The 17,712-nt window shown below is 64.9% G+C and carries 12 protein-coding genes; 11 read left to right on the forward strand and 1 reads right to left on the reverse strand.

What is annotated here, in order from left to right:
• Nucleotides 1–12 precede the first annotated feature (12 nt).
• Nucleotides 13–1,179 carry a Gfo/Idh/MocA family protein gene (locus tag H4W26_RS08910; RefSeq protein ID WP_192591701.1) on the reverse strand — a complete coding sequence of 389 codons (1,167 nt, stop codon included), beginning with the start codon at nt 1,177–1,179 and terminating at the stop codon, nt 13–15.
• Between the two features lie 143 nt (nt 1,180–1,322).
• Between H4W26_RS08910 and H4W26_RS08915 the strand changes: the two genes are divergently transcribed.
• The 11 genes from H4W26_RS08915 to H4W26_RS08965 all read left to right on the forward strand — a co-directional run bounded on the left by H4W26_RS08915 (nt 1,323) and on the right by H4W26_RS08965 (nt 17,591).
• Complete coding sequence (locus tag H4W26_RS08915) at nt 1,323–2,339, forward strand: LacI family DNA-binding transcriptional regulator (RefSeq protein ID WP_192591702.1); 1,017 nt, start codon at nt 1,323–1,325, stop codon at nt 2,337–2,339.
• Between the two features lie 193 nt (nt 2,340–2,532).
• On the forward strand, nt 2,533–3,807 hold the full coding sequence (locus H4W26_RS08920; RefSeq protein WP_192591703.1) for an ABC transporter substrate-binding protein: 1,275 nt from the start codon (nt 2,533–2,535) through the stop codon (nt 3,805–3,807).
• 132 nt (nt 3,808–3,939) lie between these two features.
• Nucleotides 3,940–4,968: a LacI family DNA-binding transcriptional regulator gene (locus H4W26_RS08925; protein WP_192591704.1), complete on the forward strand. Its 1,029-nt coding sequence runs from the start codon at nt 3,940–3,942 to the stop codon at nt 4,966–4,968.
• A gap of 184 nt (nt 4,969–5,152) precedes the next feature.
• Nucleotides 5,153–6,850 (forward strand): ribulokinase, encoded by a 1,698-nt coding sequence (gene araB, locus H4W26_RS08930; RefSeq protein ID WP_192591705.1) that lies wholly within the window; start codon nt 5,153–5,155, stop codon nt 6,848–6,850.
• Nucleotides 6,847–7,584 carry an L-ribulose-5-phosphate 4-epimerase gene (locus H4W26_RS08935; RefSeq protein WP_192591706.1) on the forward strand — a complete coding sequence of 246 codons (738 nt, stop codon included), beginning with the start codon at nt 6,847–6,849 and terminating at the stop codon, nt 7,582–7,584. Before araB ends, H4W26_RS08935 begins: the two co-directional genes overlap by 4 nt.
• A 14-nt stretch (nt 7,585–7,598) precedes the next feature.
• On the forward strand, nt 7,599–9,122 hold the full coding sequence (gene araA, locus H4W26_RS08940) for an L-arabinose isomerase (RefSeq protein ID WP_192592103.1): 1,524 nt from the start codon (nt 7,599–7,601) through the stop codon (nt 9,120–9,122).
• A gap of 79 nt (nt 9,123–9,201) precedes the next feature.
• Nucleotides 9,202–10,359 carry a multiple monosaccharide ABC transporter substrate-binding protein gene (gene chvE, locus H4W26_RS08945; protein WP_192591707.1) on the forward strand — a complete coding sequence of 386 codons (1,158 nt, stop codon included), beginning with the start codon at nt 9,202–9,204 and terminating at the stop codon, nt 10,357–10,359.
• Between the two features lie 133 nt (nt 10,360–10,492).
• Complete coding sequence (mmsA, locus tag H4W26_RS08950) at nt 10,493–12,034, forward strand: multiple monosaccharide ABC transporter ATP-binding protein (RefSeq protein ID WP_192591708.1); 1,542 nt, start codon at nt 10,493–10,495, stop codon at nt 12,032–12,034.
• A gap of 3 nt (nt 12,035–12,037) precedes the next feature.
• The gene (gene mmsB / locus H4W26_RS08955) at nt 12,038–13,219 is read left to right on the forward strand and encodes a multiple monosaccharide ABC transporter permease (protein ID WP_192591709.1); all 1,182 of its coding nucleotides are present in this window, start codon (nt 12,038–12,040) and stop codon (nt 13,217–13,219) included.
• Between the two features lie 253 nt (nt 13,220–13,472).
• A complete protein-coding gene (locus tag H4W26_RS08960; protein WP_225939655.1) occupies nt 13,473–14,756 on the forward strand; it encodes an ABC transporter substrate-binding protein in 1,284 nt (427 codons plus the stop codon).
• Nucleotides 14,757–14,909: 153 nt separating this feature from the next.
• Entirely contained in the window at nt 14,910–17,591 is a 2,682-nt protein-coding gene (locus tag H4W26_RS08965; protein WP_192591710.1) for a glycosyl hydrolase, read from the forward strand.
• Nucleotides 17,592–17,712: the final 121 nt, after the last annotated feature.

The raw sequence follows: 17,712 nt of genomic DNA on the forward strand, positions 1-17,712 counted from the left end.
AGGTGGTGGCGTTCACAGGGTGATCTCCGGGATGTCAAGGGTGCGGCGTTCCGCGGCGGACTGAAGGCCGAGCTCGGCCAGCTGCACGCCGCGCGCTGCTGAGAGCAGGCCGAATCGATGCTCACGACCCGCGACGACGTCGGTGAGGAACTCTTCCCACTGCGCCTTGAACCCGTTGTCCAGATCACCGTTGTTCGGGACTTCCATCCACTGATCACGGAAGGATTCGGTCACCGGAAGGTCAGGGTTCCAGACAGGCTTGGGGGTGTGGGCACGCTGCTGGGCGACACACTTGTTCAGCCCTGCCACCGCCGAGCCGTGGGTCCCGTCGATCTGGAACTCCACGAGCTCATCCCGGTAGACGCGCACGGCCCAGGACGAGTTGATCTGTCCGATGACCTGATCGCCCGCAGGGGTCTCCAGGTCGAAGATGCCGTACGCGGCGTCGTCGGCGTCTGCCTCGTAGCGCTCGCCCTTCTCGTCCCAGCGCTGGGGGATATGCGTGGCGGTCTTGGAGGTGACGGTCTTGACCTTGCCGATGATGCCCTCCAGCACGTAGTTCCAGTGGCAGTACATATCGGTCGTCATCGAGCCGCCGTCGGCGAGTCGATAGTTCCACGAGGGGCGCTGGGCGGGCTGGTGATCACCTTCGAACACCCAGTAGCCGAACTCTCCGCGCAGCGAGAGGATGCGGCCGAAGAAGCCCTCCTCCACCAGTCGCCGCAGCTTCACCAGCCCGGGCAGGTACAGCTTGTCGTGCACGACGCCGGCGGTGATTCCAGCCTTCTCAGCCTGACGGGCCAGGTCGATGGCCTCTTCGAGGGTCTCGGCAGTGGGCTTCTCGGTGAAGATGTGTTTGCCGGCGCGGATCGCCTTGGACAGTGTCGCGTGGCGCAGCGAGGTCATGGAGGCGTCGAAGACGATGTCCACGGTGGGGTCATTGATGGCGCCGTCAAGATCGGTCGTGTAGTGCTCGACGTCGTGCAGAGCTGCCAGCTCCTTGATGCGCGCCTCATTGCGTCCGATCAGTATCGGCTCGACGGTGACCTTAGACCCATCCGCCAGGGTGATTCCGCCCTGGTCGCGGATCGGCAGGATCGACCGCAGCAGGTGCTGGCGGTATCCCATCCGGCCGGTGATGCCGTTCATGGCGATGCGCAGGACGCGGGGTTCAGACATAGTGGAGGACTCCTTGGTCGAGAGGCATGGAATGCGCTTTCCAAGCTAGCGCGGGGGCTGTAGTGTGTCAACCATCACAGTTGCTCGCCGTCGTGGTCGGCAACATTCAGCCTCCGAAGAACGTGACCCTGAAAGGACGTGCGATGGCGGTTCGTCTGGCAGATGTGGCAGAGGCTGCGGGAGTCTCTCCCTCAACCGCCTCCCGAGTCCTCAACGGCTCGGCACGCAGCCCCCAACCCGATATCGCCGCGCGCGTGCGGGTGGCGGCCGAAAGCCTCGGGTACTTCCCGAATGCCCAGGCCCAGGCGCTTGCTCGTTCCAGTGCCGGGTTGATGGGGCTTGTGGTCCACGACATCGCGGACCCGTACTTCTCCTCGATCGCACGCGGGGCCCAGCGTGGACTCAGTGGTTCCGGAATTCAGCTCATGCTGGCGTCCACAGAGCGCGGCGCGGAGGCGGAGGTCGAGGCGGTGCGCACGTTCATGTCATATCGGACTGACGCGATTCTTCTTGCGGGTTCTCGTGGCCTGGCTGATGATGCGCTGCTGGATCAGGTGCTGCGCACCTATCGAGCCAATGGCGGACGCGTCGCGATGATCGGTCAGCCGCTGCCCAACGCGGGCGGGGTGCAGATCGCCAACGAGTCAGGCGCCGCTGACCTGGCGGAAGCCCTGCTGCATGAGGGTCACCGAAGGTTTGCTGTGCTCTCAGGAGCCTCCACGCTGTCCACATCCTCGCAGCGAGCAGCCGGATTCCTGGGGAAGCTGCGCTCGGCCGGAGTAACCCCTGAACGGGTGTTGGAAGGCGCTTTCACGCGCGACGGCGGCTACCTCATGATGGCTGAGCTCATCGACTCGGGTGCCTTGGAGGCGGAGTCACGACGTCCGCTGTGTGTGTTCTGCGTCAATGACGTGATGGCGCTGGGAGCACTCGCAGCGGTGCGGGCCGCCGGACTCTCTGTGCCGGGTGACATCGCGCTGGCAGGATTCGACGACATTCCGACCTTGGCAGATCAGCACCCCACCGTCACCACGGTGCGACTTCCGCTGGAAGAGATCGGACGCATGAGCGCGGAGATGCTGCTGGCCGATGGCGATATGGATCGACGCCTGGTCGTCGAAGGGTCCCCGGTGCTGCGCGAGTCCACGCGGCTGAGGTGAATGAGAAGGCGTCTGATGCACCGGTGGGCGAGCGCGGCATCGCGCCATAGTGAGCCGGCATGGTCACCTGGTGGATTTTGTGGGTCCGTGATTCGGATCACGTCATAACCTCAGGTGATCAGCTTTCGCGTCGAGCTTCAACAGTCCGGGCCTGGAGCCCTGCAGGAAGCCGCCCATAGTCAAAGGATTCACCATGAGGCATTCAAGACCCACATCGGTATCGGCCCTGCTGCTCATCGGCGCTCTCGGCCTCAGTGCGTGTGGAGGCGGGGATGGCGGCGGCGAGGGTGAGGATGTCGCGCTGAGCTTCACGTTCTGGGGTTCGGACACGCGCCAGCAGATCACACAGGACGTGATCGACCTCTTCGAGGAGGAGAACCCGGGAATCACCGTGGAGGCCCAGTTCGGAAACTGGGACGGGTATTGGGATCAGCTGGCAACCCAGGTGGCCGGCGGAGATGCTCCCGACATCATTCAGATGGACGAGCAGTACATCAGGGAGTACGCGGACCGCGGCGCACTCATGGATCTGGATCAGGTCGACCTTTCTGGCCTCAATGAGACGGTGGCGGCCAACGGGCGTCTCGATGATGCGCAGTATGGAGTGACCATCGGAGTGAACTCTTTCGTCATGGTGGCGAATCCTGAACTTTTCCAGGAGGCGGGTGTGGACATGCCCGATGACACCTCGTGGACCTGGGATGACTACGCAGACATCGCTGTGGAGCTCAGCGACAATCTGGAGGGTGCGTACGGGGCCGGCGCGCCGCGCGAGCCTTCCGGCTTCCAGTCCTGGCTGCGTCAGCACGACAAGAGTCTGAGTACAGATGAGGGGACACTGGGCTTCGAGCCCGAGGATGCCGAAGAGTACTTCGAGTTCTATCTGGAGCTGATGAATGCCGGTGGCACCCCGCCGGCATCGGCCATGAGCGAGGACCAGAACATCGGGACCGAGCAGTCCCTCAGCGGCAGTGGTCAGCTGGCTCTGGGGACATGGTGGACCAATGAGTCCGTGGCCCTCTCCGACGGCGCTGGGGTCGAGTTTGACCTGCTGAGGTTTCCCACGGAATCCGGCTCGCCCGAAGATGCGAAGCCCTGGTACAAGTCCTCCCAGTACCTCTCGGGGTATTCAAGAACCGATCACCCAGAAGAGGTCCAACAGTTCATCGACTTCTTCGTGAACTCCCCGGAGGCTGGAGAGATCCTGGGCGTGGAACGAGGCCTCCCGCCGAACACCGAGATACTTGCGGATCTCTCTGAAGACCTCGAGGGCATGGAGGCCGTGAGCGCGGAGTACATCGAAGCCATAGAGCCTGAGCTGGGTCCAGCCGAGCCGGCGACTGCGCAGGGCGGTTCTTCATTCTCACAGATCCTCTACCGCTACCAGGATGAGTTGTTCTTCGAGAGGGTCACCCCGGCAGAGGCCGCTGAGGCGATGTACTCAGAGATGCAGTCACAGCTTCAGTAGGCCCGCTGTCAAGCGCCCTCGCAGTGGTGCCCCGCCACGGTCTTCGGTGCGGGTGTCCTACCGGGATGCAGCGGCCCTCTCCCTCGCTGAGCGTATGGCAGGATCATCAGCAGCGAGGGAGAGGAGCCGCCGGTGAGTGGGGCGAAGCGCAAAGGTGCCAGGCGGCCGTCGATGGTCGACGTCGCCAAGCATGCTGGCGTCTCTCATCAGAGCGTCTCCCGGGTGCTGAACACCCCTGAGGCGGTGCTTCCCGACACCCGCGAACGGATCGAACGCTCGATGGCGGCGCTGGGCTACCGGCGCAACAGCCAGGCCCGGGCGCTGAAGACGCAGAGCAACGGACTGATCGGCGTCGTCGGTCAGGGGGACACCGACTTCGGACCGACCCGGATGACCTGGGCCATCGAGAACGCTGCCCGGCAGCGGGGCTACGCCACCGCGCTGAGCGTGGTGCGCGATCCGCGTCCGGAGACCATCGACTCCACCCTCGACTTCTTTCTCAGCCATGGGATCGACGGGATCGTGGTCATCACCCCGGTCCCAGCCCTGGCGGAGGCCGCGAAACAGCTCTCCACCCGGCTGCCGCTGGTCCTGGTGACCTCCGGGCTGTGGCCTGCGGACAACATGAACGTGGCCGGAATCGATCAGGAGCTCGGTGCGCGCCGCGCCACCCAGCACCTGATCGACCGCGGCCACCGCTCGATCGCCCATATCGCCGGGCCGATGGACTGGTTCGATGCGCGCGGCCGAGTGGTCGGGTGGCGGCAGGCGCTCGCCGTCGCGGATCTCAGCGCGCCACAGATGATCCGCGCCGGAGGGTGGACCGCCGAAGCCGGCTACGAAGCTGCCCAACGGCTCCTCGAGGTCGACGAGCTGCCCGACGCGGTCTTTGCGGCCAACGACTTCATCGCGCTGGGGCTGATTCGGGCGCTGCAGGAACACGGCCTCAGCGTCCCGGATGACATCTCCGTGGTCGGATTCGACGATGTCGACGCCGCCGGCTACTTCTCTCCGCCGCTGACCACCGTGCGTCAGCCCTTTGAAGAAGCGGGGCGGGCCGCCCTGGAGCTGCTGCTCGATGTCAGTGACGGCCTGACCCATGTGCCGAACTTCATCTCACCCGAACTCATCGAGCGTGGTTCCACCGCATTCCGCAGCTGAAAAAAAACTTGGGCGTGGCTTGACGAAACCTGTGATGTTAACGTTAACATGACTGAGACGTGAATCACGTGACTCAGCTCACGATGTCGGCAGGGGGAGTTCAAGGTCCCAGGCCACACGTCAAACAGTCAGTTCACGCAGGGCCGTCCGCGGTCTGATTCAGTGCAAGGAAGAACGGTGTTCAATGCCAGCTGCGGATGCGGTCGTCATCGGAGTCGACTACGGGACGCTCTCCGGACGCGCACTTGTGGTCCGGGTCAGCGATGGCGCAGAGCTGGGTTCGGCCGTGCACCCTTACTCCCACGCGGTGATGGATGATCGCCTCACCGCTCATCGCGGGGAGGCGCTGCCCCCTGAGTGGGCCCTCCAGGTCCCCAGCGACTACGTCGATGTGCTGAAGAACGCAGTGCCTGAGGCGCTGCGCGAAGCGGGCGTCAACCCCGGGGACGTCATCGGCATCGCCACGGACTTCACCGCCTGCACCATGGTGCCGACGACGACGGACGGCACGCCGCTGAGCGAACTGCCCGAATACGCCGACCGGCCCCACGCCTACGTCAAGCTCTGGAAGCATCACGCGGCGCAGGCCCAGGCTGACCGCATCAACGAACTCGCCCATTCCAGAAACGAACCCTGGATCGGGCGCTACGGCGGATTCATCTCCTCCGAGTGGGAGTTCGCCAAGGGCCTGCAGATCCTGGAAGAAGATCCAGAGATCTACGCCGCGATGGATCACTGGGTCGAGGCAGCCGACTGGATCGTCTGGCAGCTCACCGGTGAATACCTGCGCAACGCCTGCACCGCGGGCTATAAGGGCATCTACCAGGACGGGTCCTACCCGGATGCCGACTTCCTGCGCGCACTGAACCCCGAGTTCTCCGGCTTCGTGGCCGAGAAGCTGGACCACGAGATCGGTCAGCTCGGTGCACGCGCCGGCGGGCTCTCCGCCGAGGCCGCCGGATGGACAGGCCTCCCCGAGGGCATCGCCGTGGCGGTGGGCAACGTCGACGCGCACGTCACCGCACCGGCGGCCGATGCCGTCGCCCCGGGCCAGATGGTCGCGATCATGGGCACCTCCACCTGCCACGTGATGAATGGAGAGCGCCTCGCCGAGGTGCCCGGGATGTGCGGCGCCGTACAGGGCGGCATCACGGAGGGACTCTGGGGCTACGAGGCTGGCCAGTCCGGCGTCGGAGACATCTTCGCCTGGTACGTGGAGAATCAGGTCCCGGGCAGCTACAGCGCAGAGGCAGAGTCCCGCGGCATGAGCATCCATGAGCTGCTCACCGAGAAGTCCGCGACACAGGACGTGGGAGCACACGGCCTGATCGCGCTGGACTGGCACTCCGGAAACCGCTCCGTGCTGGTGGACCATGAGCTCTCCGGGCTGATGCTCGGCGCCACTCTCGCCACCAAGCCCGAGGACGGCTACCGGGCGCTGCTCGAGGCGACCGCCTTCGGCACCCGCACCATCATCGAAGCCTTCAACGCCTCAGGCGTCCCGGTGACCGAGCTGGTGGTCGCGGGAGGACTGCTCAAGAACTCGTTCTTGATGCAGACCTACGCCGACATCACCGGACTTCCGATCTCCACCATCACCTCCACGCAGGGACCAGCGCTGGGCTCGGCCATCCATGCCGCTGTGGCAGCAGGCGCCCACCCGGACGTCCCCACCGCCGGCTCACTCATGGGCGGACGGCGCAAGAATGCCTACACGCCCCAGCCCGAGGCGGAGGCCGCCTATGACGAGCTCTTCGCTGAATATCGCGCCCTGCATGACTACTTCGGGCGCGGAACCAATGACGTGATGCGTCGACTCAAGGCGATCCGTCGCAACGCCCACAACAACCGTGGGACCCACGACAAGGCGGTGGCCGCATGAGCACCTTGCATCTGAACAACTTCTCCGACTCGGCGAGCCAGGCCATCGCGGCGTCCCGGAAGACCGTGGCCGCCCTGCATGCCGAGCTGCCGCGCAACGACCTGGTGGCCTGGACCGCGGGCAACGTCTCCCAGAAGGTCGAGTTCCCCGGAGCCGAGGAACCCGTGGCGGGTGTCTTCGTCATCAAGCCTTCCGGTGTCAGCTATGACGAGCTGACCGCGGCGAACATGGTCGTCTGCACGCTGGACGGCACCAAGATCGACGACGACACCTCCATCGGCCTCTCGCCCTCCTCGGACACGGCAGCCCACGCCTACGTGTATCGGAACATGCCAGCCGTCGGCGGTGTGGTGCACACCCACTCGCCCTATGCGACCTCCTGGGCGGCCCGGGGCGAGCCCATCCCCTGCGTGCTGACCATGATGGCCGACGAGTTCGGCGGCGACATCCCCATCGGGCCGTTCGCGCTGATCGGGGATGACTCCATCGGTCGCGGAATCGTGGAGACCCTCCAGGACTCCCGATCCCGCGCGGTGCTGATGGACCGCCACGGGCCCTTCACCATCGGCACAGATGCCAAGGACGCGGTCAAGGCGGCGGTCCTCTGCGAAGAGGTCGCGCGCACCGTGCACCTGGCCCGTGCCTACGGGGAACCCGAACGCATCGCCCAGCATCAGATCGACGCGCTCTATGCGCGGTATCAGAACGTCTATGGACAGAAAGACAACACATGAGCGCCGGCACCCCCATGACCACGAACCCCAGCACCTCTCCGTTCGAAGCGAAGACCATCTGGTTCCTCACCGGATCGCAGGGTCTCTACGGGCCCGAGACGCTGGATCAGGTCGCCGAGCAGTCCCAGCAGGTCGCCGCTGCCCTCGACGCTGCCGGCGAGGTGCCGGTCGAGATCGTCTGGAAGCCGGTGCTCACCGAGCGTGACGCGATCCGCTCCGCCGCCCTTCAAGCCAACGCTGATGAGAACTGCCTCGGCGTGATCGTGTGGATGCACACCTTCTCTCCGGCGAAGATGTGGATCAGCGGACTCGAAGCCCTGGCCAAGCCGATGCTGCACTTCCACACCCAGGCGAACATGACGCTGCCCTGGGCGGACATCGACATGGACTTCATGAACCTGAACCAGGCCGCCCATGGCGACCGCGAGTTCGGCTACATCGCCACCCGCACCGGGGTGCGCAGGAAGACCGTGGTCGGGCACAGCACCGACCCGCGGGTCCACGGCGAAGTGGCCAGCTGGGCACGTGCGGCCGCCGGATGGAACGCGTTGCAGAACATGCGGGTGTGCCGGTTCGGGGACAACATGCGCAACGTCGCGGTCACCGAGGGAGACAAGACCGAGGCCGAGATCCGGCTGGGCACCTCCATCAACACCTGGGCGGTCAACGACCTGGTTGAACGGGTCGAGGCGGTCAGCCAGGACCAGGTGGACGCGCTGCTGGCTGAATACGACGCAGACTACGACGTCGCCGAGGAGCTGCAGGAAGGCGGCGCCCGCCGCGAGGCGCTCGCCTACGCGGCCCGCCAGGAAGCCGGAATGCGGTCCTTCCTCCAGGAGGGCGGATTCGAGGCCTTCACCACCAACTTCGAGGACCTCGGCGGACTGCGTCAGCTTCCCGGACTGGCAGTGCAGCGACTCATGGCCGCCGGCTACGGTTTCGGCGCGGAGGGCGACTGGAAGACGGCCCTGCTGGTCCGCGCCGCGAAGGTCATGGGACACGGTCTTCCTGGGGGTGCCTCGCTGATGGAGGACTACACCTACGAGATGACGCCGGGCAAGGAAAAGATCCTCGGTGCGCACATGCTCGAGATCTGCCCCTCACTGACCACCACCACTCCCCGGATCGAGATCCACCCGCTGGGCATCGGCGACCGCGAGGACCCGGTCCGCATGGTCTTCGACACGGACCCCGGTGAGGGAGTCGTCGTCGCGATGTCTGACCTGCGCGAACGCTTCCGGCTCACCGCGAACCTGGTCGACGTGGTGGCCCCGGATGAGCCGCTGCCGAACCTTCCCGTGGCGCGCGCGGTCTGGGAGCCGCGGCCGAACTTCGCGACCTCAGCGACCTGCTGGCTCACCGCAGGGGCGGCGCACCACACGGTGCTCTCCACTGCGGCCGGACTTGAAGCCTTCGAAGATCTGGCCGAGATCGCCGGAATGGAGCTGGCAGTGATCGATGCCGACACCACCGCCCGCGGCTTCGCCCGGGAGCTGCGACACAACGCGGCGTACTACCGACTTGCGCAGGGTCTCTGACCCCTCGCGCACCACAGACCCACTCATTCGCACCAAGTGCCTACCGCAGGGGCAGGCACCAAATCAGGAGGAAAACACGATGCAAAACCGATCAATGAAGATGCTGGGCGCCTCGGCTGCCCTGGTTTTGGGACTCACCGCTTGTTCAGGCGGAGGGGCCGGAAGCGACGAGGGTGACGGCGGAGGGGACGCTGCACCGGAGGACATGACAGTCGGCGTCGCGATGCCGACGCAGACCTACGAGCGCTGGCTCAACGACGGCGCCTCCGTGGAGGAGGGCCTGGAGGAGCTCGGCTACACCGCCGACCTGCAGTTCGCCGATGATGACATCCCCACCCAGCAGCAGCAGATCGACCAGATGATCACCCAGGAGTATGACGCGCTGATCATCGCCTCCATCGACGGCTCGGCGCTGACCAGTCAGCTCGATGCCGCGGCAGCGGCAGACATCCCGGTGATCTCCTATGACCGACTGCTGACCAACAGCGAGAACGTCGACTTCTACGTCACCTTCGACAACTTCGCGGTGGGCCAGGAGCAGGCCAGGGCGCTGCTCTACGGCCTCGGGGTCCTCGACGAGAACTTCGAGGAAGCCGAGGATGCTCCTGAGGAGACGCTGAACGTGGAGCTCTTCGCCGGCTCGCTGGATGACAACAACGCCCGCTTCTTCTGGGACGGTGCGATGGATGTGCTGGAGCCCTACATCGAGGATGGAACGCTTGCAGTTCCCTCCGGCCAGACCACGATCGAACAGGCCGCCACCCAGCGCTGGGAGCAGGAGACCGCCCAGGAGCGCATGGAGAACCTGATCACCAGTGACTACCGCGGTTCGGATGCCGAGCTTGACGGTGTGCTCTCCCCAGCAGACCCGCTCTCACGCGGCATCATCAATGCGCTGCGCAGCGCGGGCATGGGTGACGACATCGAAAGCGGCCTGCCGATCGTGACCGGCCAGGATGCTGAGATCGCGTCTGTCTCGCTGATCGCGGAGGGCGTGCAGCACTCCACCATCTTCAAGGACACCCGAAACCTCGCGGACGAAGCTGTCAACGCAGCCGACGCCTTCCTCAACGGGGAAGAGCCTGAGGCCAACGACACCGAGAGCTATGACAACGGCTCCGCAGTGATCCCCTCCTACCTGCTGCCGGTGGAGATGATCCTCGAGGAGAACTACGAGGAGATCCTCGTGGAATCCGACTTCTACACCGAGGAGCAGGTCGAGTCCGGTCAGCAGTGATTCCGATCAGCGCCCCTGCTCAGGCAGGGATCCTGATCCATCACTGAGCTGAGCACTGCTCACCAGTTTCGCCGGTCGGGTCCGGGGTGAAAGCCCCGGGCCCGACTTTCGGCAGAGGTCCTAAGGAGGGCCCATGAATGAGAACATCCTTGAGATGCGCTCCATCACCAAGCGATTCCCCGGTGTGGTGGCGCTTCAAGACGTGAACCTGCAGGTTCGCCGCGGAGAGATCCACGCCGTCTGTGGGGAGAACGGAGCAGGCAAGTCCACCCTGATGAAGGTGCTCTCCGGCGTGCACCCCGCTGGCACCTACGAGGGGGAGATCCATTTCGAATCCAAGGCGGTGAGCTTCTCCTCGCTCAATGATTCTGAGCACCTGGGGATCGTCATCATTCACCAGGAGCTCGCGCTCGTGCCGCATCTCTCGGTGGCGGAGAACATCTTCCTGGGCAATGAGAAGAGCCACGGCGGCATCATCAACTGGCACGAGGTCAACCTGGCGGCCGCAGCCCTGCTGGAGAAGGTCGGGCTCCACGAGAACCCGGTGACACCGGTCGGCCACCTCGGCGTCGGCAAGCAGCAGCTCGTGGAGATCGCCAAGGCGCTGAGCAAGGATGTGAAGCTGCTGATCCTGGACGAACCCACCGCCGCACTGAACGACGATGACTCCGCTCACCTGCTCGGCCTCATCCGAGACCTGCGCGAGGAGGGCGTCACCTGCATCATCATCTCGCACAAGCTCGGCGAGATCGCCGCCGTGGCGGACTCCACCACTGTCATCCGTGACGGCAGCACGGTGGAGACCATCGACATGGCCGAAGCCTCCCGCAATGGTGAGGACCTCACGCGGCGGATCATCCGCGACATGGTCGGGCGCGACATGGAGAACATGTACCCGGCACGTGACGTGACCCTCGGCGAAGAGGTGTTCCGCATCGAGGACTGGCATGTCAGCCATCCCACCCAGCGCGAGCGGAAAGTCGTCGACGGAGCCGCGCTGAACGTCCGCGCGGGCGAAGTGGTCGGCATCGCCGGACTCATGGGCGCAGGACGCACCGAGCTGGCCATGAGTGTGTTCGGGAAATCCTATGGCCGTGACATCAGCGGCACCGTGTACATGCACGGGAAGCCCGTGAAGATCGAGAGCGTCTCGGATGCCATCAAGGCGGGCATCGCCTATGTCAGTGAGGACCGGAAGCGCTACGGGCTGAACCTGATCGATGACATTCGCCGCAACATCAGCTCTTCGGCGCTGAAGCGCGTCGCCCCCCGCGGATGGATCAATGAGAACGAAGAGATCGCGGTGGCCGAGCGTTACCGCGGCTCGATGAACATCAAGGCGCCCACGGTCATGTCGGTCCTCGGCAAGCTCTCCGGAGGCAACCAGCAGAAGGTGGTGCTGAGCAAATGGCTCTACACCGAGCCCGAGCTGCTGATCCTCGACGAACCCACCCGCGGCATCGACGTCGGCGCGAAATACGAGATCTATTCAATCATCAATAAATTGGCGGCCTCCGGGAAGGCGATCATCGTGATCTCCTCCGAGCTGCCCGAGGTGCTCGGCATGTGCGACCGCGTCTACACGCTGTCCTCTGGCCGCATCACCGGGCAGGTACCCGTGGAAGATGCCACCCAGGAGCGCCTCATGGAGCTCATGACAATGGAGAAGGACTGAGGCATGACCGGTACATCTAATATCATCGAGCTCTTGACGCGGAATCTGCGTCAGAGCGGCATCTACATCGCCTTCGTGCTCATCGTCCTGCTCTTCACGGTGCTCACCGGCGGCACGCTGCTGAGCCCAGGGAACATCACGAACCTGGTGCTGCAGTACTCCTATATCCTCATCCTCGCCATCGGCATGGTGATGATCATCGTCGCCGGTCATATCGACCTCTCGGTGGGCTCGGTGGTCGCACTCACCGGCGGTGTGGCGGCCGTCGTCGTGATCCGAGAGGGCATGCCCTGGTGGGTCGGCATCATCGCCGCGCTGATCACCGGTGTGCTGGTCGGGATCTGGCAGGGCTTCTGGGTGGCGATCGTCGGAATTCCCGCGTTCATCGTGACCCTCGCAGGCATGCTGATCTTCCGTGGCCTCGCCATGCAGGTGCTGGACAACGTCTCGCTCTCCCCATTCCCCGAGGAGTACCGGCAGATCGCCGGCGGCTTCTCCAACGGGCTGCTCGGCGGACCCGGCTATGACCTCTTCACGCTGGTGATCTTCGCGCTTGCCTCGGTCGGCTTCGCCGTGCAGCAGTGGCGGGCACGGATGCGCAAGCTCGAATACAAGCAGCCGGTGGAGGCCCTGTGGCTTTTCGCCGTCAAGGTGCTGCTGGTGGTCGCGGTCATCATGGCCTTCGGGTGGCAGCTCGCCAACTCGCGCGGCATGCCTTACGTGCTGGTCCTGCTGGCCGCACTGGTGCTGATCTACGGATTCGTCACCCAGCGCACCGTCTTCGGCCGCCACATCTACGCCATGGGCGGCAATCTCGACGCCGCCAAGCTCTCCGGTGTGAAGACCAAGCGGGTCAACTTCCTGCTCTTCGTCAACATGGGCGTGCTGGCCGCCATCGCCGGCATCGTCTACTCGGCTCGGTCGAACTCCGCGCAGCCTGCGGCGGGCAACATGTTCGAGCTGGACGCGATCGCGGCGGCCTTCATCGGCGGCGCAGCGGTCACCGGCGGTGTCGGCAAGGTCCAGGGCGCCATCATCGGCGGCCTGATCATGGCCGTGATGTCCAACGGCATGCAGATCATGGGCATCGACCAGTCCACGCAGAACGTGGTCCGCGGCGTGGTCCTGGTGCTCGCCGTGGCCTACGACGTCTGGAGCAAGAAGAGGGCATCTGTGAGCAGCTGATCAGTGAGCGCTCTCACCAGAAGAAGGCCGCCGTCCCGATCTCGTCGTCGGGGCGGCGGCCTTCTTTGCGCGCGGACGAATTTGTCCCTGATTCATGCCCGAGAAGCATCAGATGATAGCCATCTGACATTCTTTGAATCGATTTATTGCACGTGTCCCAGATCACACGTAGTCTGATCTGCAGAGGTTTCAAGGAAATGTGCACCTGGAAATTGAATCGATTTACCACTTGCCCACCGATATGAGGGATCTGATGAGAATCAAGAAGTTCACCAAGCTGGCAGCTGCCACGACCATCGGCGCACTCGCCCTGACCTCCTGCGGAGGAGGCGGCGACGCTGAGGGGACCGAAGAAGATCCCGTGGAGCTGCGGTTCGCCTGGTGGGGCTCCGAAGACCGCAACGCGAGCACCCAGGAGATCATTGAGGCATTCGAAGAGGAGAACCCAGGGATCACCGTGGAGGGCAGCTACAACGACTGGACCGGCTACCAGGACCAGCTCGCCACCCAGGTCGCCTCCGGCGATGGCCCCGACATCGTGCAGCTCGACGACGAGTTCATCAGCGAGTACGCCGACCGCGGTTCCCTGCTGGAGCTCACCGACGTCGACACCTCGAACATCGACCCTGCTGTGGTCGAAGGCGGCCAGGCTGACGGCACGCAGTACGCCATCCCCACCGGTGTCAACGCCCTCGTTATGATGGCGAATCCGCAGCTGTTCGAGGAGGCAGGCGTGGAGATCCCGGATGACACCACCTGGACCTGGGATGACTACTTGGAGATCAGTGAGACGATCCACGAGGAGACCGGCGCCTATGGCACGAACAAGCCGGTTGCACAGACCATGATGATCTGGCTGCGCCAGCATGACAAGTCGATGTTCACCGAGGATGGAGGCATCGGCTTCAACGAGGAGGACGCTGAAGAGTACTTCACCCTACTCAGCGACATGATGGACTCCAATGCCCTGGCCAGCGCCTCAGAGCTGGTGGAGGAAGAGTCAGCCAATCTCGAAGCGGCTCTCATAGCGACAAACCAGGCGGCGATGGGCATGTCCTGGACCAACCAGCTTCCCGTGATGTCCGAAGCCTCCGGCAATGATCTGATCCCGCTGCGCTTCCCGAGCCCGACCGGCAATGTCGAGGACAACGGTCTCTGGTTCAAGAACACGATGCTTGTCGCTGCCACTGCCTCCACCGACTACCCCGAAGAGGCCCAGATGTTCATCGACTTCATGGTCAACTCCGAGGAAGCTGGCCAGGCGAACCTCATGGACCGCGGCCTTCCCTCCAACGCCGATGTCCGAGAGAGCGTGATCGAGCAGGTCGAGGGACAAGACCTCGTGGCTGCTGAGTTCGTGGCGGACCTGGATGGAGAGATCACTGACTCCGAGGTGCTCCCACCAGTCGGGTTCACTGGTATCTCCGATGCGCTGACCAACCGCCAGCAGGACGTGTACTTCGATCGAGCAACTCCCGCGGAGGCGGCCGAGTCCTTCGTCACCGAAGTCGAGGACATCCTCGCGAACAACGAGTGACGAATGAGCAGCTGAGCATCTGATCGGCAGATCCAGCTGAGCAGTCCGCCGTCGTCCCCTCCGGCGCCACCGGAGGGGACGACGGCGGCTCTGTCCGAGGCCGACGTGTCAGTGACCGGCTGTCCCAGCGGCCGACGTGAGGAGACATCACCGATGGAGACCCAGACCGGGATGATGATGAGCACAGTGGAGATGCTCCACGCTGGGTTCCGCGAGCCCGACCCTGCGGCCCGACCGATGATGCGGTGGTGGTGGTTCGGCCCCGACGTCCAGCGCGGCGATCTGCTGCGCGATCTCGATGACATGGCGGCTGCGGGCCTCGGTGGAGTCGAGTGCTCCTTCGTCTATCCGATGGGATCGGACAGCGACACCTTTCTCTCCGAGACCTTCCTCGGCGATGTGCAGTTCGCGGCGGAGGCCGCCCAGGACCGTGATCTGCGCTTTGATCTCACGCTGGGATCGGGATGGCCCTACGGAGGACCGCACATCGATGAGTCCACCGCCTCCCGGTGTCTGCATTGGGAGCGCCATGAGGTCCTGATGCAGCCTCAGCGCATTCCCATCCCGCACCTGTGGCCCCGTGACGAGTTCATCGCCGGCTATATCGGTGAGGGCACCGGCGCGGAGCCTGCGGAGAACTATGTCCAGCTCCAGCGCGAGGGCGATCACCTCATCGTCCCGGCGGGCCGTGGGCCGCGGGTGCTGCTGCTGGCGATCAGTCGGCTCAGCGGGCAGACGCTCAAGCGCGCAGCCAGCGGCGCCGAGGGGTGGGTTCTCGACCACATGAATCCTGCCGCTGCGCGTGCGCATATCGAGGCCGTTGCCGAACCCCTCGTGGCGGCCGCCGGCGTGCACCGGCTCGGGACAGTGTTCTGCGACAGCCTTGAGGTGTTCAACGCCGATTGGACCGGCATGCTGCCGCGAGAGTTCGAGGCGCGACGGGGATATGACCCGCTGCCGCAGCTCTGGCGGCTCACCACCAACCAGGAGGCCGGGCGAGAGTTTCAAGCCGACTTCCATCGCACACTGACCGAGCTGGTGGAAGAGAACTTCATCCGGGTCTTCGGAGACTGGGCCCGGTCCAAGGGACTGAGCTTCCGACTCCAGTGCTACGGGCAGCCGCCCGTGACGATCAGCTCCTATCGCCATGCGGATGCCTTTGAAGGTGAGGGATGGGGCTGGGATGCCATCACCGCGTGCCGCTGGGCGAGCTCTGCGGCACAGATCTACGGCAGGGATGTGGTCTCTTCGGAGACCTGGACCTGGAACCATTCCCCGTCGTTCCGCTCCACGCCGCTGGACATCCTCGGTGAGGCCCATGACCACCTGCTGATGGGCATCAACCAGTTCTTCGGCCACGGATGGCCGAACTCGCCTCGCCCGGAGGCCTCCCCGAGTTCCTCCGAGCCCGCCGAGCTCGGGCGCGTCTTCTACGCCTCGGCAGCCCTTGATTCGCGCAACGCCTGGTGGGACGCCGCTCCCTCGCTCTGGGGCACGCTGCACCGGCTCTGCTGGCTCATGCGCCAGGGGGGCCGGCTCTCCCAGGTGGGCATCTATCTCCCGGCCCGAGACATCTCCACCGGGTTCGGTGACGCGGGCAGGGTGGACCTCTACAAGGAATCGCGGCTGCATATCGGCGAGGAGCTGCCCCACGCTCTGCGCACGGCCGGGCTCGACTTCGACCTCTTCGACGACGACGCCGCCGCGGTCCTCGACCCCGCGCGCTTCCCCCTGGTGGTGCTGCCCCATGCCGTCGACATCCCTGCCGAGACGTTCAGCTGGCTGCATGCCGTCCAGAATGCCGGCGGCGTCGTGCTGGACCTCGGGGGCACCGCAGGACTGGGGGAGCCCGTCATGGACCCGCAGACTGTCCCCGACCGTCTGCCTTCCGCGGCGGAGGTTCCGGTGCGCCTGAGCGGATGGGCTGACACAGAGAGCGGGACCGTCGGGAACGAGACCGTCGCGGTCACCACGCGCGCCCTGGACGGGGCGCGCATCCACTTCGTCGCCAACACCGGTCAGCATCCCGCAGCGGTGACGCTGCACTTCGCCGGCGAGAGAGAAGGCGCAGGCGAAGGCGAGGGAGCACCGGAGGGGCAGGCTGGCCCGCGCGTGCTGGAGCGCTGGGACGCCGAGACGGGTGCAGTGCGAGAAGTGCGCGCCCTCACCGGCGGGATCGACCTCGAGCTGGAGCCCTATGAGGCTGCCGTCTTCGTGGAGCACGAAGACCCAGCGCGCCTGAAGATGGAGCTGGTCGCCGCGCCGGGGCGCCGTCGCGAGACTCTCCGGCTCGGCATCGAGGGGTGGCGTGTGCAGTTCTCCGACGAGCATGAGCCGCGGGAGGTGGGCCTCCCGCACCAGTGGGAGCAGGAGACATCCCGCAGCCACTTCTCTGGAACAGCGACCTACACGGCAGAGATCTCTGTCCCCGAGGGCGCCGACAGCGTGGTGCTGGATCTCGGGGAAGTGCGGGCGCATCAGCTCGTGGACCCTGAGGCTGCGGGGCTGATGGAAGCTTCCTTCAGCGCCGAGGTGCTGCCTCCCGTCGGTGCGGTGGCAAGGGTCCTGATCGACGATCAGCCGGTCGGCCTGCTGTGGAAGACCCCCTACCGGCTTGATCTCAGCGCCGCCGTGATGCCCGGGAGGATGCACCTGCTCTCGCTCGTGGTCTCCAATGTGACCAGCCATCGTCTGGCCGCAGACGCTGGCCTCCCGTGTATGGTCGCTGAGTCTCACGAGGCCTACGGGGCACGCTTCGGCATCCAGACTCTGGACCTGGCGCTCGCAGATGTCGCATCGGGACTTCTCGGCGAACCTGTTCTGAGCATCACTTGAGCTGAAGTGATACGTCTGCGGTATCAACGCATGTCGAACCGGTCACGTGATGGGCCCAAACTGCGTTGACGTGTCTTGAGTCACAGACCTACAGTCAATGGCAACCGCTTGCCCAGTGATG

The organism is Nesterenkonia halotolerans (assembly GCF_014874065.1).
In the GTDB taxonomy this organism is placed as follows: Bacteria; Actinomycetota; Actinomycetes; order Actinomycetales; family Micrococcaceae; genus Nesterenkonia; species Nesterenkonia halotolerans.